Origin of the sequence: Variovorax sp. E3 (assembly GCF_016082275.1) — a bacterium.
Lineage (GTDB): Bacteria > Pseudomonadota > Gammaproteobacteria > Burkholderiales > Burkholderiaceae_C > Variovorax.
Genome location: NZ_MOWM01000048.1, coordinates 14,204 through 35,279, shown reverse-complemented (window position 1 = coordinate 35,279; position 21,076 = coordinate 14,204). Strand labels below are relative to the sequence as shown.

19 protein-coding genes, 2 tRNA genes and 2 pseudogenes are annotated in these 21,076 nt (G+C 68.8%); 22 read left to right on the top strand and 1 reads right to left on the bottom strand.

The window, feature by feature from the left end:
- The 18 genes and pseudogenes from BMG07_RS18215 to BMG07_RS18130 all read left to right on the top strand — a co-directional run bounded on the left by BMG07_RS18215 (window position 1) and on the right by BMG07_RS18130 (window position 18,847).
- Window positions 1-1,635 (top strand): AMP-binding protein, encoded by a 1,635-nt coding sequence (locus BMG07_RS18215; protein WP_198085743.1) that lies wholly within the window; start codon window positions 1-3, stop codon window positions 1,633-1,635.
- Window positions 1,632-2,804: a thiolase family protein gene (locus tag BMG07_RS18210; protein ID WP_198085742.1), complete on the top strand. Its 1,173-nt coding sequence runs from the start codon at window positions 1,632-1,634 to the stop codon at window positions 2,802-2,804. Before BMG07_RS18215 ends, BMG07_RS18210 begins: the two co-directional genes overlap by 4 nt.
- Entirely contained in the window at window positions 2,801-4,054 is a 1,254-nt protein-coding gene (locus tag BMG07_RS18205; protein WP_198085741.1) for an SDR family NAD(P)-dependent oxidoreductase, read from the top strand. Before BMG07_RS18210 ends, BMG07_RS18205 begins: the two co-directional genes overlap by 4 nt.
- Before the next feature lie 18 nt (window positions 4,055-4,072).
- A complete protein-coding gene (locus BMG07_RS18200; RefSeq protein ID WP_198085740.1) occupies window positions 4,073-4,888 on the top strand; it encodes a cyclase family protein in 816 nt (271 codons plus the stop codon).
- Window positions 4,885-5,619 (top strand): SDR family NAD(P)-dependent oxidoreductase, encoded by a 735-nt coding sequence (locus BMG07_RS18195; RefSeq protein ID WP_198085739.1) that lies wholly within the window; start codon window positions 4,885-4,887, stop codon window positions 5,617-5,619. The genes BMG07_RS18200 and BMG07_RS18195 overlap by 4 nt, the downstream gene beginning before the upstream one ends.
- A gap of 58 nt (window positions 5,620-5,677) precedes the next feature.
- A pseudogene (locus tag BMG07_RS18190) lies at window positions 5,678-6,843 on the top strand (ABC transporter substrate-binding protein).
- Window position 6,844: 1 nt separating this feature from the next.
- Complete coding sequence (locus BMG07_RS18185) at window positions 6,845-7,987, top strand: ABC transporter substrate-binding protein (protein ID WP_198085738.1); 1,143 nt, start codon at window positions 6,845-6,847, stop codon at window positions 7,985-7,987.
- A 27-nt stretch (window positions 7,988-8,014) separates the two neighbouring features.
- Window positions 8,015-9,351 (top strand): annotated as a pseudogene (locus BMG07_RS18180) (aromatic ring-hydroxylating dioxygenase subunit alpha).
- Window positions 9,348-9,812 (top strand): aromatic-ring-hydroxylating dioxygenase subunit beta, encoded by a 465-nt coding sequence (locus tag BMG07_RS18175; protein ID WP_198085737.1) that lies wholly within the window; start codon window positions 9,348-9,350, stop codon window positions 9,810-9,812. The pseudogene BMG07_RS18180 and the gene BMG07_RS18175 overlap by 4 nt, the downstream one beginning before the upstream one ends.
- 47 nt (window positions 9,813-9,859) lie before the next feature.
- Complete coding sequence (locus BMG07_RS18170; protein WP_198085736.1) at window positions 9,860-11,023, top strand: ABC transporter substrate-binding protein; 1,164 nt, start codon at window positions 9,860-9,862, stop codon at window positions 11,021-11,023.
- 37 nt (window positions 11,024-11,060) lie between these two features.
- Window positions 11,061-12,116 carry a branched-chain amino acid ABC transporter permease gene (locus BMG07_RS18165; RefSeq protein ID WP_198085735.1) on the top strand — a complete coding sequence of 352 codons (1,056 nt, stop codon included), beginning with the start codon at window positions 11,061-11,063 and terminating at the stop codon, window positions 12,114-12,116.
- A complete protein-coding gene (locus BMG07_RS18160) occupies window positions 12,113-13,900 on the top strand; it encodes an ATP-binding cassette domain-containing protein (RefSeq protein WP_198085734.1) in 1,788 nt (595 codons plus the stop codon). The genes BMG07_RS18165 and BMG07_RS18160 overlap by 4 nt, the downstream gene beginning before the upstream one ends.
- Window positions 13,901-13,982: 82 nt before the next feature.
- Complete coding sequence (locus BMG07_RS18155) at window positions 13,983-14,714, top strand: ABC transporter ATP-binding protein (RefSeq protein WP_198085733.1); 732 nt, start codon at window positions 13,983-13,985, stop codon at window positions 14,712-14,714.
- On the top strand, window positions 14,704-16,293 hold the full coding sequence (locus tag BMG07_RS18150; protein WP_198085732.1) for an ATP-dependent acyl-CoA ligase: 1,590 nt from the start codon (window positions 14,704-14,706) through the stop codon (window positions 16,291-16,293). The genes BMG07_RS18155 and BMG07_RS18150 overlap by 11 nt, the downstream gene beginning before the upstream one ends.
- A gap of 4 nt (window positions 16,294-16,297) precedes the next feature.
- Complete coding sequence (locus tag BMG07_RS18145; RefSeq protein WP_198085731.1) at window positions 16,298-17,044, top strand: SDR family NAD(P)-dependent oxidoreductase; 747 nt, start codon at window positions 16,298-16,300, stop codon at window positions 17,042-17,044.
- Between the two features lie 53 nt (window positions 17,045-17,097).
- The gene (locus BMG07_RS18140; RefSeq protein WP_198085730.1) at window positions 17,098-17,874 is read left to right on the top strand and encodes an SDR family NAD(P)-dependent oxidoreductase; all 777 of its coding nucleotides are present in this window, start codon (window positions 17,098-17,100) and stop codon (window positions 17,872-17,874) included.
- Window positions 17,871-18,404: a MarR family winged helix-turn-helix transcriptional regulator gene (locus BMG07_RS18135; protein ID WP_198085729.1), complete on the top strand. Its 534-nt coding sequence runs from the start codon at window positions 17,871-17,873 to the stop codon at window positions 18,402-18,404. The genes BMG07_RS18140 and BMG07_RS18135 overlap by 4 nt, the downstream gene beginning before the upstream one ends.
- A gap of 2 nt (window positions 18,405-18,406) precedes the next feature.
- Window positions 18,407-18,847 carry a thioesterase family protein gene (locus BMG07_RS18130; RefSeq protein WP_198085728.1) on the top strand — a complete coding sequence of 147 codons (441 nt, stop codon included), beginning with the start codon at window positions 18,407-18,409 and terminating at the stop codon, window positions 18,845-18,847.
- A 3-nt stretch (window positions 18,848-18,850) separates the two neighbouring features.
- Here the strand turns inward: BMG07_RS18130 and BMG07_RS18125 are convergent, their stop codons facing one another.
- Window positions 18,851-19,243: a hypothetical protein gene (locus BMG07_RS18125; protein ID WP_198085727.1), complete on the bottom strand. Its 393-nt coding sequence runs from the start codon at window positions 19,241-19,243 to the stop codon at window positions 18,851-18,853.
- A 748-nt stretch (window positions 19,244-19,991) separates the two neighbouring features.
- On the opposite strand from BMG07_RS18125, the gene BMG07_RS18120 reads away from it, so the two are divergent.
- From BMG07_RS18120 to BMG07_RS18105, 4 genes are all read left to right on the top strand, one after another.
- Window positions 19,992-20,068, top strand: a tRNA-Arg gene (locus BMG07_RS18120).
- Between the two features lie 43 nt (window positions 20,069-20,111).
- Window positions 20,112-20,318: a short-chain dehydrogenase gene (locus tag BMG07_RS18115; protein WP_198085726.1), complete on the top strand. Its 207-nt coding sequence runs from the start codon at window positions 20,112-20,114 to the stop codon at window positions 20,316-20,318.
- A 36-nt stretch (window positions 20,319-20,354) separates the two neighbouring features.
- A tRNA-His gene (locus BMG07_RS18110) sits at window positions 20,355-20,428 on the top strand.
- Between the two features lie 61 nt (window positions 20,429-20,489).
- The gene (locus tag BMG07_RS18105; RefSeq protein ID WP_198085725.1) at window positions 20,490-21,053 is read left to right on the top strand and encodes an HNH endonuclease; all 564 of its coding nucleotides are present in this window, start codon (window positions 20,490-20,492) and stop codon (window positions 21,051-21,053) included.
- The last annotated feature ends 23 nt before the right edge of the window (window positions 21,054-21,076 follow it).

Below are 21,076 nucleotides of genomic sequence, written 5' to 3'. Positions count from 1 at the left end.
ATGACCCACGCCACCGTCCACGACGTCTTCCAGGCCACCGCGGCGCGCACGCCGCAGGCCGAGTTCCTGTTCACCGAATCGGTGACGGCCGCGGCCTATGGCATCGCACCCGGCGCGATCCGCTGGGGCGAGGCCGCGGCGCAGATCGAGCGCCTGCGCGCCGCGTATGCGCAGGCGGGCTACGGCCACGGCCACCGCGTCGGGCTGCTGCTGGAGAACCGGCCGGCCTTCATCTTCCATTGGCTCGCGCTGAATGCATTGGGCGTGAGCGCGGTGCCGATCAATTCCGAGATGCGCTCGGCCGAACTGGTCTACCTGATCGGGCACAGCGAGATCGGTCTGGCCGTGACGCTGCCGGGCCGCGCCGCCGACCTGCAGGCCGCGGCGGCGCAGGCAGGCGTGGCCTTCGAGACGATGGGCCCGGACGATGCCGTGCCGCCCGCCAGGACGGCCGCGCCACGCGCCAGCGAGCCCATCGGCATCGACACCGAATGCGGCCTGCTCTACACCTCGGGCACCACGGGCCGTCCCAAGGGCTGCATCCTGGGCAACGCGTACTTCCTGTGCGCGGGCGAGTGGTATGCCGCGCTCGACGGCGTGTGCAGCATCCGCAGAGACCAGGAACGCGTCATCACGCCGCTGCCGCTCAACCACATGAACGCGATGGCGTTCTCCACCATGGTGGTGCTGGTGGCGGGCGGCTGCCTGGTGCAGCTCGACCGCTTCCACCCCAAGAGCTGGCTCGCCAGCGCCAAGGAGAGCGGCGCGACCATCGCGCATTACCTGGGCGTGATGCCGGCGATGCTGCTGTCCGCGCCCGCATCGCCGGCCGACCGCGACCATGCGATCCGCTGGGGCTTCGGCGCCGGCGTCGACCGCAAGAACCACGCGCCGTTCGAGCAGCGCTTCGGCTTTGCACTGGTCGAGGCCTGGGCGATGACCGAGACGGGCGCGGCCGCCTGCATCATGGCCAACCGCGAGCCGCGCCTGGTGGGCACGAGCTGCTTTGGGCGGCAGGAAGATTTCGTCGAGATCCGCCTCGTGGACGAAGCCGGCGGCGACGCGGCCACCGACATGCCGGGTGAGTTGCTCGTGCGCTCATCGGGCGCGGACCCCAAGCGCTACTTCTTCTCGGGCTACCTGAAAGACGAAGAAGCTACGCGCGAAGCCTGGGCCGATGGCTGGTTCCACACCGGCGACCTGGTGCGCCGCGACGCCGAAGGCAACTTCTTTTTTGTCGATCGCAAGAAGAACGTGATCCGCCGCAGCGGCGAGAACATCTCGGCCGTGGAGGTCGAGAGCGTGCTCAACCAGCACCCGGCCGTGAAGGCGTCGGCCGTGGCCGCCACGCCCGACGCGGTGCGCGGCGACGAAGTGCTGGCCTGCATCGTGATGCGCGAGGACGCCGATGTCCTGCATCCGGAGCAGACCGCCGCGAGTATCGTCGCGCATGCGCTGGCGCAACTGGCGTACTACAAGGCGCCGGGCTACGTGGCCTTTGTCGACGCGCTGCCGCTCACGCCGTCGCAGAAGATCCAGCGCGGCCAGTTGCGCGAGATGGCGCAGTCGCTGCCGGGCCAGGGCCACTGCATCGACACGCGCGCCATGAAGAAAAGACAGGTGGGGCAAGCATGAGCAAGCGACGGCTCTCCTACGAAGGCGTCGCGGTCGCGGTGCCCGTTACCGTGCCCTACGTGCGCTACTCCACGCGCACGGCGCACTGGTTCATCGGCCAGGCCGTCCAGGCGCTGGTCGAGGCCAGCGGCGTGGCCAAGGAACAGATCGACGGCCTGTGCCTGAGCAGCTTCTCGCTCGCGCCCGACACGGCGGTGGGCGTCACGCAGCATCTGGGCATGTCGCCACGCTGGCTCGACCACGTGCCCACCGGCGGCGCGTCGGGCGTGATGTGCCTGCGCCGTGCCGCGCGCGCCGTGCAGGCGGGCGACGCGGACATCGTCGCCTGCGTGGGCGCCGACACCAACCACGTCGACTCCTTCCGCCAGACGCTGGGCAGCTTCAGCAACTTCGCGCGCGACGCGAGCTACCCCTACGGCTCGGGCGGGCCGAACTCGATCTTCGCGTTCATCACCGCCAACTACATGCGCACCTACGGCGTGAAGCGCGAAGACTTCGGCCGCATCTGCGTCGACCAGCGCACCAACGCGCTGGGCAACCCGAACGCGATGTTCAAGAAGGCGCTGACGCTCGACGAGTACATGGCCGCGCGCCCCATCTCCGACCCGATCCACCTGTTCGACTGCGTGATGCCTTGCGCGGGCGCCGACGCCTTTTTGGTGATGAGCGAGGAGCGCGCGCGCGACCTCGGGCTGGCGCACGCGGTGATTCGCGGCGCCATCGAGCGCCACAACGCCTATGCCGAAGACCCGGTGATGGTGCAGGGCGGCTGGCGCAAGGACCGCGACGACCTCTATGCACAGGCCGGCGTGCAGCCCGCCGGGCTCGACTTCGTGCAGACCTACGACGACTACCCCGTCATCGTGATGATGCAGTTCGAGGACCTGGGCTTCTGCGAGAAGGGTGAGGGCTCGGCCTTCGTGCAGGCCCACACCATGACCTTCGACGGCAGCTTTCCGAACAACACGAGCGGCGGGCAACTTTCGGCCGGCCAGGCCGGCGCGGCGGGCGGCTTCCTCGGCATGGTCGAGGCGATACGGCAGCTGACCGGTGAAGCAGGCCCGCGCGCGGTGCCCGATGCGCAATCGGGCCTCGTCGCCGGCTTCGGCATGGTGACCTACGACCGCTGCCTGTGCACAGGCGCGGTCATCCTCGGGAGACCGGCATGACGATGCCTTTGATGCGCCCCCCGCGCAAGAACCCGGTGCTGCGCACCCGGCAGATGAACCTGCCGCCCGGCGCGCGCGGCCGCGTGGCGCTGGGCCTCACGGCCGCCGCCGCCGAAGGCCGTTTCGAGCTGCAGACCTGCGAGGACTGCGGCACGGTGCAGTACCCGCCGCGCGAGGTCTGCCACAAGTGCCTCTCGGCCGCGCTGCGCTGGCGCGAACAGAGCGGCGAGGGAGCGCTGCTCGGCAGTACCACGCTGCATCACAGCAACGACCTGTTCTTTCGCGAACGGCTGCCCTGGCGACTGGGCCTGGTGCACCTGGATGCCGGCCCCACGCTCATGGTGCACCTGCACGGCGAGGTCGGCGAGGCGCCGCAGCGCGTGCGTGTCGGTGCCCGGCTCGACCGCGCGGGGCAGGCCGTTCTCATTGGTTTTCCGAATGAAGGGAGTGCCCACATGGCCGACGACAAGATGCTGCGCGAAATGACCAGCGACCCCAAGTTCCGCAAGGCGCTGGTGACCGACGGCAAGACCGAGACCGGGCAGGCCATCGTGCGCGCGCTGGTGAAGGCGGGCGCAGACATCGTCTGGGTCGGCCATGCCGAGCCGTGGAAGAAGATGGGCGACGGGCTGGACGACATCTCGGCGCTGCCGCAGGTCACGCTGGTGCCGCTGGACCTGACCAACGGCCGCCAGGTGACGGAGCTTGCGGGCTCCATCGGCGGCAAGGTCGACATCGTCATCAACAACGCCGAGGTGCACCGCACCTTCGGCATCGGCGCGCGGCGCGGCACCGACGTGGCCAAGGCCGAGATGGACATCAACTACTTCGGCCTGCTGCGGCTGGCGCAGGAGTTCGGCCCGGCGCTGAAGGGCCGTTCGGCCGACGGCGTGACGGGCGCCACCGCGTGGGTCAACCTGCTGTCGATCTACGCGCTCAGCAACTTCCCGTCGCACGGCACCTTCAGTGCGTCGAAGGCTGCGGCGCATTCGCTGGCCCAATGCCTGCGCGCCGAGATGCGGCCGGCCGGCATCCGCGTGATCAACGTGTTCCCCGGCCCCATCGACGACGAGTGGAACCAGCACACGCCGCCGCCCAAGCTCGCGCCCACCGCGCTGGCCAATGCCATCGTGAAGGCGCTGCGCGACGGCGTGGAAGACGTGTACCCCGGCGACGTGGCGCAGGAGTGGCTGGAGCGCTGGCGCGACAACCCCAAGGTGCTGGAGCGCGAACTGGCCGCCGGCGGTTGAGCAAAGGAAAAGCACACGATGACCACGACAACAACCGAACTGGTGTCCGCCGCCGAAATTCTCGGCGGCCTGGTGACCGCCATGGCCAGCGGCCGCATCCGCGTGATCGACCTCACGCAGACGCTCACGCCCGAGTTCCCGCAGATCGCGCTGCCGCCCGAGATGGGCCAGTGCTGGCCCTTTCGCATCGAGGAAGTGTCGAAGTACGACGAGCGCGGCCCGGGCTGGTACTGGAACAACTTCTCGTGCGGCGAGCACACCGGCACGCACTTCGACGCACCGATCCACTGGATCTCGGGGCGCGACCTGCCGAACAACTCCGTCGACACCATTCCCGTGCAGCACTTCGTGGCGCCGGCCTGCGTGATCGACTGCTCGCCGCAGGTGAAGGACGACCCCGACTACCTGCTGACGCTGGAAGACATCGAGGCCTACGAGGCCGCGCACGGCCGCATCCCGAAGGGCGCATGGGTGCTGATGCGTACCGACTGGTCCAAGCGCAGCGACCCCGAGGCGTACCAGAACTTCGACGAGACCGGCCAGCACACGCCGGGCCCGAGCACCGCGGCGGTGCGCTTCCTGGTGGAGCAGCGCGACGTGCTGGGCTTCGGCTCCGAGGCCATCGGCACCGACGCGGGGCAGGGCTACCACCTGCGCCCGCCGTACCCGTGCCACTACTACATGCACGGCGCGGGCCGCTACGGACTGCAGTGCCTGAGCAACCTCGACCTGCTGCCGCCGGCCGGCGCGGTGCTGATCTGCCCGCCGCTGAAGATCGAGAAGGGCAGCGGGAGCCCGCTGCGCGTGCTGGCATTGGTGGGAGCCTCGGCATGAGCACGGTGGCCCCCAAGGTCGCGGCCGTCACCGGCGGCAGTGCCGGCATCGGCAAGGCCATCTGCGAAGACCTGCTGGCGCAGGGCTACGAAGTGATTTCGCTCGCGCGCCGCAAGGCCGAGATCGATCACCCGAAGCTGCACAGCATCGAGGTCGACCTGAGCGACCGCGTCGCCACGGGCGAGGCGGTGCAAGAGCTGGTCGAGCGTTTCTCGCCCACCACCATCGTCCACAACGCCGGCGTCATCCGCGCCGCGCTGCTGCCCGAGGTGAAGCTCGACGACCTCGACGCACTGGTCGACCTGCACCTGGGCTGCGCCATCCAGCTCGTGCAGGGCGCATTGCCCGCGATGCGCGCGCAGCACTTCGGCCGCGTCGTGCTGCTGTCGTCGCGCGCCGCGCTGGGCCTGGCCACGCGCACCAGCTATTCCGCCACCAAGGCCGGCATGCTGGGCATGGCCCGCACCTGGGCGCTGGAACTGGCGGCCGACGGCATCACGGTGAACGTGGTGGCGCCGGGGCCGATCCGCACCGACATGTTCTACGACGTGGTCGAGGCCGGCAGCGAGAAGGAACGCGCGCTGGCCGCCTCGGTGCCCGTCAAGCGCCTGGGCGAATCGGCCGACGTGGCACGCGCCGTGCGTTTCTTCGCCGACCCCGACAGCAGCTTCGTCACCGGCCAGGTCCTGTATGTCTGCGGCGGCACCAGCGTCGGCAGCCTGGCCCTCTGAATTCATTTCGTATTTGCTTTCTCACGTCCGTCCAAAAAACCACCTCTGGAGCATCGCCATGAAAGTCTTGAACCGAATTCGCACGCTCGCGGCCATTGCCGCGGGCCTGGGCGCGCTGAGCGCCGCGGGCGCGTGGGCCGCGACCTCAAGGTCGGCTTCATCACGTCGCTGTCGGGGCCGGTGTCCTCGCTCGGCATTCCGTACGACAAGGGCATGAAGGCGGCGGTGGCCTACAAGTCGGAGGTGGGCGGCCGCAAGGTGCAGGTGATCCAGCTCGACGATGCGTCCGACCCGTCGACGGCCGCGCGCAATGCGCGCAAGCTCATCGAGGAAGACAAGGTCGATGTCATCATCGGCACGGCCGGTGCGCCCGGTTCGCTGGCCATTGCCGGCGTGGCGCGTGAAACCAGGACGCCGCTGATCTCCATCGCCAATGCCGACCTGGCCGGCGAAGAGGGCGCGTGGATGGTGACGCTGCCGCAGCCCGCGCCGCTCATGATGGGCGCGATGGTCGAGAAGATGAAGCAGGCCGGCGTGAAGACGGTGGCCTACATCGGCTATTCCGACGCCTGGGGCGACCTGGTGTACGACGCGCTCATGAAGTCGGCGCCGCCGGCCGGCATCAAGGTGGTGTCGAACGAGCGCTATGCGCGCAGCGATTCGTCGGTGGCCGGCCAGGTGCTGAAGATCGTGGCGCTGCGGCCCGACGCGGTGATCACCGGTGCCTCGGGCACGCCCGGCGCATTGCCCTACCTGGCACTGGCCGAGCGCGGCTACAAGGGAAAGATCTACGGCATGCACTCGCTGATCAACCCCGACTTCATCCGCGTCGGCGGTGCATCGGTCGAAGGCCTGCTGGCGCCCACGGGCCCCGTGGTGGTGGCCGAGCAACTGCCCGACGCCAACCCGATGAAGAAGATCGCGATGGACTTTCGCGCCGCCTACCAGAAGGCCAACGGCGCGCCGCCCACCGACACCTTCTCGGCCTACAGCTTCGATGCATGGCTGATCTACCTGGACGCGGCGCAGCGCGCGCTGGCCGGCAAGGCCGAGCCGGGCACGCCGCAGTTCCGCCTGGCACTGCGTGACGCCATCGTCAGCACCAAGGAGCTGGTCGGCACGCACTCTGTCTACAACTTCAAGCCGACGGACCGCTATGGCTCGGACGACCGTTCGCGCGTGGTCGTGAAGCTCGAAAAGGGCCAATGGAAGCTGGTGCCCTGAGATGAAGAAACTGACCCACATCCTCGGCGCCACCGCGCTCGCGCTGGCCGCGTCGCAAGCACAGGCCGCCGACCTGAAGATCGGCTTCATCAGCTCGCTGTCGGGCCCGGTGGCCGCGCTCGGCATTCCCTACGAAAAGGGCATTCGCGCCGCCATCGCAGAGCACCCGGAAATCGCCGGGCGCAAGGTGCAGCTGATCGTGCTCGACGATGCATCGGACCCGACCACGGCCGGGCGCAACGCGCGCAAGCTCGTGACCGAAGACAAGGTCGACGTGCTCATCGGCACTTCGGGCGTGCCGGGTGCGATGGCCATCGCGGCCGTGGCCAGGGAGCTCAACACGCCGCTGATCTCGCCCACGCCGGTGACCATCGCGGGCCCCGAGGGCGCGTGGACCGTGACCGTGTCGCAGCCGTTCCCGCTCATGGTCGCGGGCGTCGTCGACCGCATGAAGAAGTCGGGCGTCAAGACCGTGGCCTTCATCGGCTTCTCGGACGCGCTGGGGGACCTGGCCTACGACTCGCTCGTGAAGAGCGCCGACCTCGCCGGCATCAAGGTGGTGGCGAACGAGCGCTATGCGCGCAGCGACTCGTCGGTGGCCGGGCAGATCCTGAAGATCGTCGCGGCGCGGCCCGACGCGGTGTTCGCGGGCAACTCGGGCACGCCCGGCGCGCTGCCCTACCTGGCGCTGGCCGAGCGTGGCTACAAGGGCAAGATCTACGGCACGCACGGGCTCATCAACGCCGACTTCGTGCGCGTGGGCGGTGCCTCGATCGAGGGGCTGCAGGTGCCCAGCGGGCCGGTGCTGGTGGCCGACCAGTTGCCCGACAGCAACCCGATCAAGAAGGTGTCGATGGGCTTTCGCAGCGCCTACCAGAAGGTCAACGGCGCGGTGCCGACCGATGCCTTCTCTTCGTACACCTACGACGCCTACCTGCTGCTGGCCGATGCGGCCTCGCGCACCAAGGGCGAGCCGGGCACGCCGCAGTACCGCACGGCGCTGCGCGATGCCATCGTGAGCACCAAGGAGCTGGTGGGCACGCACGGCGTCTACACCTTCAAGCCCGACGACCGCTACGGATCGGACCAGCGCGGCGTGGTCATCGTGCAGATGACCAAGGGCCAGTGGAAGCTGGTTCCCTGAGTCCGGCCTGAGCCACCGAGCACCACCATGACCACCTACCGCAACCGCCCCGATCTTGTCGCGGCGCTGGTCCGCGACGACCGGGTGCACCGCGACCTGTACCTCAGCGAAGAGATTTTTTCGCTGGAGCAAGAGCACCTGTTCGCCGGCACCTGGGTCTTTCTGGGCCACGCGAGCCAGGTGCCCGAGCCTGGCGACTTCGTGACGCAGGACATCGCGGGGCGGCCGTTGCTCATGGTGCGCCAGCCCGACGGCGACGTGCATGTGCTCTACAACCGCTGCGCCCACAAGGGCACGCAGCTGGTGACGGACGAGAGCGGCAACACCGGCCGCTTCTTCCGCTGCCCGTACCACGCGTGGACCTACAAGCTCGACGGCGCGCCGCTCGGGCTGCCGCTGAAGAACGGCTACGAGGGCACGCAGCTCAAGGCCTGCGAGTCGGGGCAGGGGCTGTCGGTGGTGAAGCACGTGAAGGTGTACCGCGACTTCGTGTTCGTGCGGCTGGCGGACACCGGGCCGTCGTTCGAGGACTACTTCGGCCAGGTGCTGGGCGCCATCGACAACATGGTCGACCGCTCGCCCGAGGGCAAGCTCACGGCAGGCGGGGGCGTGCTGCGCAACATCGTCCATTGCAACTGGAAGATGTACCTGGAGAACATCAACGACACGGTGCACCCGATGTCGACGCACGAGTCGGCCACCAAGGCGGCCGAGGCGCTGTGGGAGGGGCATGCGCCCACCGACCCCAAGCCCATGGCGATGGAGCAGATCCTGCCCTTCGGCTCGGGCTACGAGTTCTTCGACAAGATGGGCGGGCGCGTGTTCGCGAACGGCCACAGCGTGCTGGGCGTCAACTTCAGCATCCACTCCAACTACGCGCAGCTGCCCGAGTACGAGGCCGCGATGCGCGCCGCGCACGGCGAGGCGCGCGCCACCGAGATCCTGCAGCGCTCGCCGCAGAACTCGGTCTTCTACCCGAGCCTGTCGGTCAAGGGCTCGCCGCAAGCCATTCGCGTGATCCGGCCGCTGGCCGCCAACCGCACGCTCATCGAGGCCTGGAGCTTTCGCGCGGCCGCGCGCCGGCGCTGCTGTTCGAGCGCGCCATGAGCTACAACCGGCTCGTGTTCTCGCCGATGTCGGTGGTCGCGCACGACGACGTGCACCTGTTCGAGAGCATCCAGCAGGGCCTGCGCGCCGGCGGCAACGAATGGGTGAGCCTGCACCGCAACTACGACCCGGCCGAGAAGCAGCAAGCCATGGTCACCACCAACGGCACCAACGAGCTGTTGATGCGCAACCAGTTCCGCGCGTGGGCCCAGTCCATGGCGGCAGGCATGACGGCGGGCATGGAGGTCGCGCCATGACGGACCCGCGCGACCTTGTCGCCCACGAAGCGGCCCTGCTCGACGAGCGCCGCCTCGACGAGTGGCTGGCCCTGTTCGCCGAAGACGGCCACTACTGGGTGCCGCTGCTCGGCGCCGCGCAGGCCGACCCGTTCTCGCACAACTCGCTGGCCTATGAAGACCGCCTGCTGCTGCAGCTGCGCGTGGACCGCCTGAAGAACCCGCGCGCGCATTCGCAGCACCCGGCCAGCCACAGCCAGCACGTGCTGCAGCCTTCGCGCATCGAGCACGAGAGCGCCGACGAAGCACGCCTGCGCACGCCGTTCCTCTATGTCGAGGCGCGCGGCGAAGACCAGATCCTGCTGAGCGGAACCGCCCGCCATCACCTCGTTCGAACCCCCGCCGGCTGGCTGATCCGCGAGAAGCGCATCGACCTGCTCAACGCCGCGCGCGCGTTGCCGGCCATCCAGTTGTTCATTTGAGTTACCTGTTCGTTCATTCCAACAACCATCCTCACCGGAGCTACGACATGAAGAGCCTGATGCAGACCTTGACGCGCGGCACGCTTGCCGCGGTGCTGACCGCCTGTGGCGTTGCGAGCGCGCTGGCGGCCGACCTCAAGGTCGGCCTCAGCGTGTCGCTGTCGGGGCCCAACTCCTCGCTGGGCGTGCCCTATGCCAAGGGCATGCAGGCCGCGCTGGCCTACAAGCCCGAGGTGAACGGCCGCAAGGTGCAGCTCATCGTGCTCGACGACGGCTCCGACCCGACCACGGCCGGGCGCAATGCGCGCAAGTTGATCGAGGAAGAAAAGGTCGACGTGCTCATGGGCACTTCGGGCGTGCCCGCCGCCATTGCGATGGCGCAGGTCGGCAAGGAGTCGAAGACGCCGATGATCGGCCTCACGCCCATCCTGCTCGACCCCAACGAGAACCCGTGGGTGATGACGGTGGCGCAGCCCACGCAACTGATGATCGACGCGGTGGTCGAGCGCATGAAGCGCAACAACGTCAAGACCGTCGGCTACATCGGCTTTTCCGACGCCTGGGGCGACCTGGTGTACGACGCGCTCATGAAGGCCGCGCCCGGCGCCGGCATCAAGGTGGTGAGCAACGAGCGCTATGCGCGCGCCGACGCGTCGGTGACGGGGCAGGTGCTGAAGATCGTGGCGCTGCGGCCCGACGCGGTGATGACCGGCGGTGCCGGCACGCCGGGCGCGCTGCCGTTCCTGGCGCTGCAGGAGCGCGGCTTCAAGGGCGGCGTGTACGGCCAGCACGGGCTGATCAACCCCGACTTCGTGCGCGTGGTCGGCGCGGCCGGACAGAACGCGCTGATGCCCACCGGCCCGGTGATCGTGGCCGAGCAACTGCCCGACAACTACCCGACCAAGAAGATCGCGACCGACTTCCGCGCGGTGTTCCAGAAGGTCAACAACGCACCGACCAGCGACGCCTTCTCGGCCTATTCCTTCGACGGCTGGCTGGTGTTCGCCGATGCCGCCTCGCGCGCGATGAAGAAGGCCGAGCCGGGCACGCCCGAGTTCCGCGTGGCGCTGCGCGACGCGATCTTCAGCACCAAGGAAGTGGTGGGCACGCACGGCGTCTACACCTTCAAGCCCGGCAGTCTCTACGGCGTGGACGAACGCGCCCGCGTGATCGTCAAGCTCGACAACGGCCAATGGAAGCTCGCACCTTGAAACCCTTCTCGCCTTTGCTTTTCCGGAGGGCCGCGCGATGACATGGGACGTGGCGCTCATTCTTCTCACCGACGGCCTGGCCAACGGCGCCGTCTATCTGCTGGCCGGGCTCGGGCTGGTGCTGATCTTTTCGGTCACGCGGGTGGTGTTCGTGCCGTTCGGCGACATCGCGGCCTTCGCGGCGCTGTCGCTCGCGGCCTTCGAGACCGACCGCGTGCCGCCGACCATCGGCATGGTGGCCGTGTTGGCGGCGCTGGCGCTGGCCACCGAAATCGGCAGCCTGCTGCGCCGCGGCGAGGCCGCGCGCATTCCGAAGGCGGTGCTGATGTGGGGCGTGCTGCCGGCCATTCCATGCGTGCTGGCGTGGCTGGCCGCGCGGCCCGGCGTGCCGGTGGCGGTGCACATCGCGGTGGCCGTGCTGCTCGTGGTGCCCATTGCGCCGCTGCTGGCGCGCGTGGTGTTCCAGCCGATCGCCGATGCGTCGGTGCTGGTGCTGCTGATCGTGTCGCTGGCGCTGCACTTCCTGCTGTCGGGCCTGGGCCTGCTGTTCTTCGGACCCGAGGGTTCGCGCACCACGCCGCTCACGAGCGCCGTGTTCACGCTGAGCGACGGTTTCACGGTCAGCGGGCAGGTGGTGCTGATGGTGGGCGCGGCCATCGTGCTGAGCGGGCTGTTCTTCCTGGTGTTCGAGCGCACGGTGGCCGGCAAGGCGCTGCGCGCCACGGCGGTGAACCGGGTGGGCGCGCGGCTGGTCGGCATCCGGCCGGGGCGCACGGCGCTGCTGGCGTACGGCTGCGCGTCGCTGCTCGCGGGGCTGATCGGCGTGCTGATCGCGCCGGTGACGACGATGTATTACGACTCGGGCTTCATCATCGGCCTGAAGGCCTTCGTGGCCGCGATCATCGGCGGGCTCGTGAGCTACCCGATGACGGCCATCGGCGCGCTCGCGGTCGGCGTGGTCGAGAGCTTTGCTTCGTTCTGGAGCGGCGCGCTGAAGGACGTGATCGTGTTCAGCCTGCTGATTCCCGTGCTCATGTTGCGCTCCTTCATGGCCACGCACGCCGAAGAGGAAGAAGACGAGGTGGACCAATGAACGGCAATCGCAAACGCATGGCGTGGATCGCCGGGGTGGTCGTGGTGCTGGCGCTGGTGCCGGTGGTGGCGGGGAGCTTCACGGTCTCGCTGCTGAACGACATCGGCATCGGCGCGCTGGTGGCGCTGGGGCTGGTGCTGCTCACGGGCGTGGGCGGCGCGACCTCGTTCGGGCAGGCGGCCTTCGTCGGCATCGCGGCCTATGCGACGGCGTGGCTCACGACCACGCAGGGCATGTCGCCGTGGATCGGGCTGCTGTTCGCGCTGCTGCTCACGGGGCTGTCGGCGCTGGCCATCGGCATGCTCACGCTGCGGTTGGGCGGGCACTTCCTGCCGCTGAGCACCATCGCGTGGGGGCTGTCGATCGCGATGCTGTTCGGCAACGTCGATGCGCTCGGGCGGCACACGGGGCTGTCGAACATTCCGGCGCTGCAGGTCGCGGGCTGGTCGCTGGCGGAACCGCGCGCGATGTACTACCTGATCTGGGTGGTGGTCGGCCTGGCCTGCCTGTTCAGCCACAACCTGCTGCAGTCGCGGCCGGGGCGTGCGATTCGCGGGCTGCGCGGCGGTGCCACGCTGCTAGCGAGCGTGGGCGCGGACGCGTACCGCGTGCGGCTGTCGCTGTTCGTCACGGCCGCGCTGTTCGCGGGGCTGGCGGGCTGGCTCTATGCGCACATGAACCGCTTCGTGAGCCCGTCGCCCTTCGACGTGCGCGCGAGCATCGAGTACCTGCTGATGGCGGTGGCCGGCGGGCTCGGGCAACTGGCGGGCGCGCTGGTCGGTGCGGCGCTGGTGCTGGTGCTGAAGAACGGGCTGCAGGACGTGCTGCCGATGCTCACGCAGCGCGCGGGCCAGCTGGAAGCCGTGGCCTTCGCGGCGCTCTTCATCCTTCTGCTGCACTTTGCGCGCGGCGGGGTGATGGGCCTGCTGCGCCGCTGGACGCGCAGGCGCGGCGCCGTGCAAGGGCCGTCGCGCCACGAGGCGCCGCCGGTCGAGCCGCTGGCGCACCGCACGCTGCCCGAGCGCGGCTCGCAGGTGCTGTCGGTGAACGGCGCGGTCAAGCGCTTCGGCGGCCTGGTGGCGGTGAACGACGTGAGCTTCGACGTGAAGGCCGGCGAAATCGTCGGGCTGATCGGGCCCAACGGCGCGGGCAAGTCGACCATGTTCAACCTGCTGACCTGCACGCTGCCGATGAGCTCGGGCCAGGTGCGCTTCCTGGCCCACGACATCGCCGGCATGCCGCAGCGCCAGGTGGCGCGGTTGGGGCTGGCGCGCACCTTCCAGCACGTGAAGCTGCGCCCGCACATGAGCCTGCTCGACAACGTGGCGCTGGGCGCGCATTCGCGCACGCGCTCGGGCATCCTGAAGGCGGGGCTGCGGCTGGACCGCACGGAAGAAATGCAGATCCTGCAGGAGGCGCAGCGCCAGCTCGACCGTATCGGCCTGGGCGACCGCGCGCACGAGCTGGCGGGCAGCCTGCCGCTGGGCACGCAGCGCATTCTGGAGATTGCGCGCGCGCTGGCCGCCGACCCGGTGCTGCTGGTGCTCGACGAGCCCGCCGCCGGCCTGCGCCGCAAGGAGAAGATGGCCCTGGGCGACCTGCTGCGCAAGCTGCGCGAGGAAGGCGTGACCATCCTCATCGTCGAACACGACATGGACTTCGTGATGAAACTGGTGGACCGGCTGGTGGTGATGAACTTCGGCTCCAAGCTCGTGGAGGGCGTGCCGTCGGCGGTGCGCGCGGACGAGCGCGTGCAGGCGGCTTACCTGGGGAGCGTTGTATGAGCGCCGCACGGCCGCCCGAAGGCGCGGGCCCCCTTCAGGGGGTAGGAGAACTACACGAAGTGAGAAGCCTGGGGGTAGCCAAATGACCGCGATGCTGGAGATTGGCGACCTGCATGTGTCGTACGGGCAGGTCGAGGCGGTGCGCGGTGTGTCGCTCGACCTGCAGCCGGGGCAGATCATTTCGGTGATCGGGCCGAACGGCGCGGGCAAGACCACGCTGCTGGCGGCGGCGATGGGGCTGCTGCCCTGCAAGGGCACGCTGCGCTTCGAGGGCGAAGACCTGCAGGGGCTCGACGTGGAGGCGCGCGTGGAGCGCGGCCTGTGCCTCGTGCCCGAGAAGCGCGAGCTGTTCGGCGAACTCACCGTGCTCGACAACCTGCAGCTCGGTGCCTATGCCAAGCGGCTGCGCGGCGACGCGATGAAGAAGCGGCTGCAGTCGGTGTACGACCGCTTTCCGCGACTGGCGGAGCGGCGCACCCAGCGCGCCGACACGCTGTCGGGCGGCGAGCGGCAGATGCTGGCGGTGGGGCGCGCGCTGATGTCGGCGCCGCGGCTGCTGATGCTCGACGAGCCCAGCCTGGGCCTGGCGCCGCTGATCGTGCGCGACATCCTGACCATCGTGCGCAAGCTGCGCGAAGACGGCGTGTCGATCCTGCTGGTGGAGCAGAACGCGCGTGCCGCGCTCGAAAGCTCGGACCAGGGCTATGTGCTGGAGACCGGCGAGATCGCGCTGTCGGGCGCCTCGGCCGAACTCGCGAGCGACCCGCGCGTGCAGGCGACCTATCTGGGCGGAGGCACGCACGATGACGAGTGACGCCCGCGCCGTGCCGCCCCTGCAGCGCACGCTGCCGGTGATGCTGCGCCGGCAGGCCGAGATGTTCGGCTCGCGGGCGTTGCTGCGGATCGCGGGGCGTGCATGGGCGCATCGCGATGCGGCGGACGCGGCGGCTGTGCGCGCCGGTGCGCTGGCCGCCGCCGGGGTGACGCAAGGGGACCGCATCGCGGTGATGTGCGGCAACCGCATCGAGTTTCTCGAGAGCTTTCTCGGCGCGGGCTGGCTGGGTGCGTCGATCGTGCCGATGAACACGGCGTCGATGGGGCCGCAGCTCGAATACTTCCTGGCGAACAGCCAGGCGAAGCTGCTGGTCATCGAGGCGGCGTTCGTCGAGCGGCTGGCGACGGCGGACCTGGCGCGCACGGCGCTGCGAGAGATCTGGGTGATCGGCGAGATGCAGGCGGGGGCATGGCAGGCGCCGGCCGGCGTGCGCGTGGTGCCGTACCCCGAGGCCGGGGAGGCCGTCGAGCCCGCGCCGGTGCAGCCGGGCGATGCGCTCGCGATCCTCTATACGTCGGGAACGACCGGCCCGGCCAAGGGCGTGATTTGCCCGCACGCACAGTATTTCTGGTGGGGCGTGAACAGCGCGGAAGTGCTCGGCGTGGGGGCTGACGACGTGCTGTGCACCACGCTGCCGCTGTTCCACATCAACGCACTCAACACCTTCGCGCAGGCCGCGCTGACCGGAGCCGAGGTGGTGTTCGAGTCGCGCTTCTCGGCCTCGGGCTTCTGGCCCACGATGCGCGCGAGCGGCGCCACGGTGGTCTACCTGCTGGGCGCGATGGTGCCGATTCTGCTGGCGCAGCCGGAGGGCGCGGGCGAGCGGGAGCACCGCGTGCGCATCGGGCTGGGGCCCGGTGTGCCGTCCGCCGCGGGCGCTGCCTTCAAGGCGCGCACGGGGGTGTCGCTGCTCGAAGGCTACGGCTCGACCGAGACCAACTTCGCGATCGCGACCGCGCCCGATTCGCCGCGCGGCGGTGTCATGGGCTGGCTGCGGCCGGGCTTCCAGGCGCGCGTGGCCGACGCGCACGATGTGGCGCTGCCGCCCGGCGAGGCCGGCGAGTTGCTGCTGCGTGCCGACGAGCCGCACGCCTTCGCGAGCGGCTACTTCAACATGCCCGAGAAGACGGTCGAGGCGTGGCGCAATCTCTGGTTCCATACCGGCGACCGCGTGGTGCGCGATGCGGATGGCGCATTCCGTTTCGTCGACCGCATCAAGGACGCGATCCGTCGGCGCGGCGAGAACATCTCTTCGTTCGAGGTCGAGCAGGTGCTGCTGAGCCACCCGGGCGTGGCCGCGTGCGCCGTGTACCCGGTGCGCTCCGAACTGGCGGAAGACGAAGTGATGGCGGCGCTGGTGGCGCGCGAGGGCGTGCCGGTCGACCCGGCGGAGCTGGCGCGCTTCTGCGAAGGCCGGCTGCCGTACTTTGCCGTGCCGCGCTACATCGACGTGCTGGCCGATCTGCCGCGCACCGAGAACGGTAAGGTGCAGAAATTCAAGCTGCGCGAGCGCGGCGTGGGGCCGCAGACCTGGGACGGCCGGCCCGCAAGGAGCTGATGGCATGACGAACCCGATGCCTGCGCTTTCCGGCCGCGTGGCGTTCGTGACGGGGGCGGGGCAGGGGCTCGGCGCGGCCATTGCGCGAGGGCTGCGCGAGGCCGGTGCGCGCGTGGCGTTGGCCGACATCGATGGCGAGAACGTGGAAGCGGTGGCGGCGGAAGTCGACGGGCTGGCGCTGCAACTCGACGTGCGCGACGAGGCGGCCTTCCGCGCCTGCTTCGACAGGGCGGTCGCGCACTTCGGCGCGGTCGACATCATGGTCAACAACGCGGCGCGCACGGCGACGACATCGCTGTGGGACATCACGCCACAAGAGTGGGACGACGTGCTCGCCATCAACCTGCGCGGGAGCTTCTTCGGTTGCCGCATCGCGGGGCGGTACATGCGCGAACGAGGGCAGGGCCGCATCGTCAACCTGGCGTCGATGGCGGGGCAACAGGTCAGCGCCGCGACCGGCGCGCACTACGGGGCCAGCAAGGCGGGTCTGCTGGCGCTGACGCGTTCGTTCGCGCAAGAACTGGCACCGCACGGCGTGACCGTGAATGCGCTGGCTCCGGCGGCAATCCGCAGCCCCGCGCTCGATGCGCTGGAGCCCGCAAGGCAGCAAGCCTTGCAGGCCGGCATTCCGCTCGGACGCTTCGGCCTGCCGGAGGAAGTGGCCGCGGCGGTCGTCTACCTCGCGTCACCGGCGGCCGCCTTCATGACCGGCGCGACGCTGGACCTCAACGGCGGCCGTTTCATGCGGTGACAACCCGCACGGGCCTGCACCGCTAAAATGATTCAGAACTAAAATATTCAGGTATGCAATCAAATTCACTGACTGGCCGCCACGCACTCGTCACCGGCGCTGCGCGCGGCATCGGCGCCGAGATCGCCCGCACCCTGGCCGCCGAGGGCGCCGTTCTTACGTTGCTGGGGCGTGACCGCGAGGCGCTGCAACGCGTGGCCGATTCGCTTGCGGGAAGTGGGCACGGCGTGGTCGCGGCCGACGTGGCGAACCCGGAAGCGGTGCAGGCCGCCTTCGCCGAGGCCCGTGGCGCGCGCGGCGCTGTCGCCGTCCTGGTCAACAACGCGGGTGCGGCCGAGAGCGCGCCGTTCCTCAAGACCTCGTTCGACCTCTGGCAGCGCATGCTGTCGGTCAACCTCACCGGCAGCTTCCTGTGCGCGCAGGCAGCGCTGCCCGACATGCTCGACGCGGGCTGGGGCCGCATCGTCAACATCGCGAGCACGGCGGGGCAGAAGGGCTATGCCTATGTGGCGGCCTACACCGCGGCCAAGCATGGCGTGGTCGGGCTCACGCGCTCGCTGGCGCTCGAGGTGGCGCGCAAGGGCATCACGGTGAACGCGGTGTGCCCGGGCTATACCGACACCGACATCCTGCGCAACAGCGTGGCCAACGTGGTCGGCAAGACCGGGCGCAGCGAGGCCGATGCGCTGGCGGAGTTCTCCAGCGTCAACCCGCAGCGGCGCATCGTGCAGCCAGCCGAAGTGGCCGACGCGGTGCGCTGGCTGTGCGGCGAGAGCGCCGCGTCGGTCACGGGCCAATCGATTTCGGTTTCAGGGGGGGAAGTCACATGACACGCAGCAACGATGCCTCGCACGCCGTGCTGAGCGATGCGGAAGAACTGGGCCACGAGGCGCGCGCGGGCCACGAGGACCACGCGATGCTCAAGCTGTGGCTGCGCATGCTGGCCAGCACGACGCAGATCGAGGCCGAGATCCGTCGCCGGTTGCGCGAGCGCTTCGGCATTTCGCTGGCGCGCTTCGACTACATGGCGCAGCTCTATCGCTACAAGGACGGGCTCAAGATGCGCGTGCTGTCGCGCTACCTGATGGTGACGGGCGGCAACGTCACAGGCCTGACGGACGAACTCGAACGCGAAGGCATGGTGGCGCGCGCGCCCAGCCCCGACGACCGCCGCGCGTGGATCGTGAGCCTCACGCCCGCGGGCCGCCGCACCTTCGAGACGATGGCCAGCGAGCACGAGCAGTGGATCCTCGAGATGTTCTCGGGGCTCGACATGAAGACGGTGAAGCAGCTGCACACGCAGCTCGGCCTGCTGCGCGTGCATGTGATGCGCGGCGAGCCGGCGGGCGAGGAGGGCTGACGATGAGCGAGGCCAGGGAATTCCGGCGGCCGCGGCTGATTCGCTTCTCGGACTGCGACCCGGCGGGCATCGTCTTCTATCCGCAGTACTTCGTGATGCTCAACGGGCTCATCGAGGACTGGGTCAACGAAGGCCTGGGGCTCAGCTACCACGGGCTGGTGGCGCAGCGGCGCATCGGCCTGCCGACCGTGAAGCTCGATGTCGACTTTCGCGCCGTGAGCCGCATGGGCGACCCGGTGATGCTCGGCTTGGCGGTGCAGCGGCTGGGCTCGCGTTCAATGACGCTGGCGGTGCGCTGCTTCAGCGCACAGACCGGCGAAGTGCGCATGCAGATGACGCAGGTGATCGTGACGACCTCGCTGGAAACGCATCGTGCGGTCGCCATTCCGGACGACATGCGCGCGGCCATCCTGCGCGACGCGCCCGAGCTGGGCGCGGCCTGATCTTCAGGGCGCGGGCTCGCCACCAGCGGCGTCTTGCGCGCGCTTCTTCAGCCAGCCGCTGAGTTCCTTCTTGCCCTTGGCGTTGGCCGTGCGCCATGCCTCGCGCGCAGCCGCGATGAAGCGTTCTTCCGCCGCGTCGGGCACCTCGGAGGGACGGTCTTCCTTGTCGAGCCAGCCGGCCTCCACGTCGCAGTGCCGTTCGATCTGCCGTGCCAGGTTGTCGCCGATGGGCCGCGAACTCTTGATCTGGCTCCACATGCTGGGAGAGATCTCGACCTTCTTGGCGAACGCCTGGTCCAGCCCCTTGGCGGGCAGGCCCGCGGCAACTGCCTCTTCGAGGAAACGGCGATGAAGCGCGAGGGCATTGCGGCGACGCGCGACGGTGATATTGGGCACTGTTCAAAAACAACAACAAGACAAAAAAAGATTGTCCCGGTTGTTGACGTCGCCGTAAACACTATTTACAGTTGTCTTCATTCGCGGCCCAAGCCGTACCTTTTTTCCAACCCTTTACAGCCGACAGCGGCAATTTTTGACTCAGGAACCATCGTGAACACCGCATTGACCTTCATCAGCATTCGACCCGCCTCGGGCCGATCGCTCGTGCGCGTCTGGGCGTGTGGTGGTTTCGATGGCATGCCGTCGGTCCGACTGAATCAGCACCAGAGCCACGCGTATTCCACGCAAGCCGCAGCCAGCCTGCGCGTTGGAAAAGTCGAGGATCAGGTGCTACCGGGTGGAGGTTGCGCGTAGGCGCATACCTTCCAAGCTCTCTCACACAGAGGCCCGGAAACCGCAAGGTTCCGGGCCTTTTTGTTTTTGTCGTTTGTTCGTTGTTGGCCGTGCTTGGCCATTCCGGGTGTGCCTTCACCACACCGCCAGAACCCACCGCGTAGACGGTCTGGCGGGATGTGCAGGAATTGATCTCTCCTGTGCAGCGACGTCGTACGGGACCGCACCCCGCGTGCTGTCCGTCGCGTGAGGACACAACCGGAATGGAAAGCAGGCGGGCAACCGTCTTTTTTTCAACCCCCAACTCGAGCGGGAGCCGGCCATGCAAGTGGCCCTCCCGCGGAAACCGGCCGCAACGATTGGGCGGCGCCGGAACCCGTCACCGGACATTGTTTGCTTGTTTGTTTTTCGACCCGCGTTAGCTCAATGGATCAGAGCACTTGCCTACGAAGCAAGGGGTTGCACGTTCGAGTCGTGCACGTGGGGCCATTTTTTTCTCGAGTTTGCTGTCACATCAACCAAGGAGTCACTCATGCGCAAGCGCAACACCCCGATCCGGATGATCACCGTGCGCCCGGCACAGCCGCGCAAGCGCATGGTGCTGGCCCTGGCCCAACGCTTCGGCATCTTGACCAGTGCAGGTCGCGCCGCAGAAGGCGCGTCGGCATCGCAAGGCGAGGCGCCGCAGTTCGACGGCCTCGATCTCGACCAGCGCGTGCGCGCGGTCGGCGAGTGGTAATAAGGCGGCCAGCCGGCTGATCGCTCATGTTTCATGGTGCGCGTAGCTCAATGGCAGAGCCGCGGGTTGTGGTCCCGCTGACGACGGTTCGATCCCGTTCGTGCACCCCATCGTTCTTTGTATTTCGTTCCACGTCGTCACGACGACCATCGCCGCGAAAGGAGGCGAGTCATGCACCCTCACGTCCTGCAACTCGATATTCAGGGCACGCCGCAAGCCTGGATCTCGCTGGAGCAGGCGGTGTTGCACTACGCCACCGGCTCCGTGGCCTGGGAAGACGGCGAGCTGCCGCTGGCCACGCTGCGCGGCGGCTTCAACGTGGCGCGCGGTGTGCAGTCGCGTGTCGAGGTGGCGCCGATCATCGCGCTGTGCGGCGCGTCGAAGATCAATCTCTTCGACGTGGTGCCGAGCGTCACCAAGAGCAAGCTGCTGCGCCGCGACCGCCACACCTGCGCCTACTGCGCGGGCGTGTTCCAGGAGCGCGACCTGCAATGCGAGCACGTGATGCCCGAGTCGCGCGGCGGCCCGTGGACGTGGACCAACCTTGTGAGCGCGTGCGCGGTCTGCAACAACCGCAAGGCCGCGCGCACGCCCGAGGAAGCCGGCATGCCGCTGGTCTATCTGCCGTATGTGCCGAGCCGCTTCGAGAACTTTCTGCTCGAAGGCCGCAACATCCGTGCGGACGTGCACGAGTGGCTCGCGAAGCGCCTGCCCAAGGGCTCGCGGCTGCAGTAGGGGCGGGGCGGTGATCTCGCTCC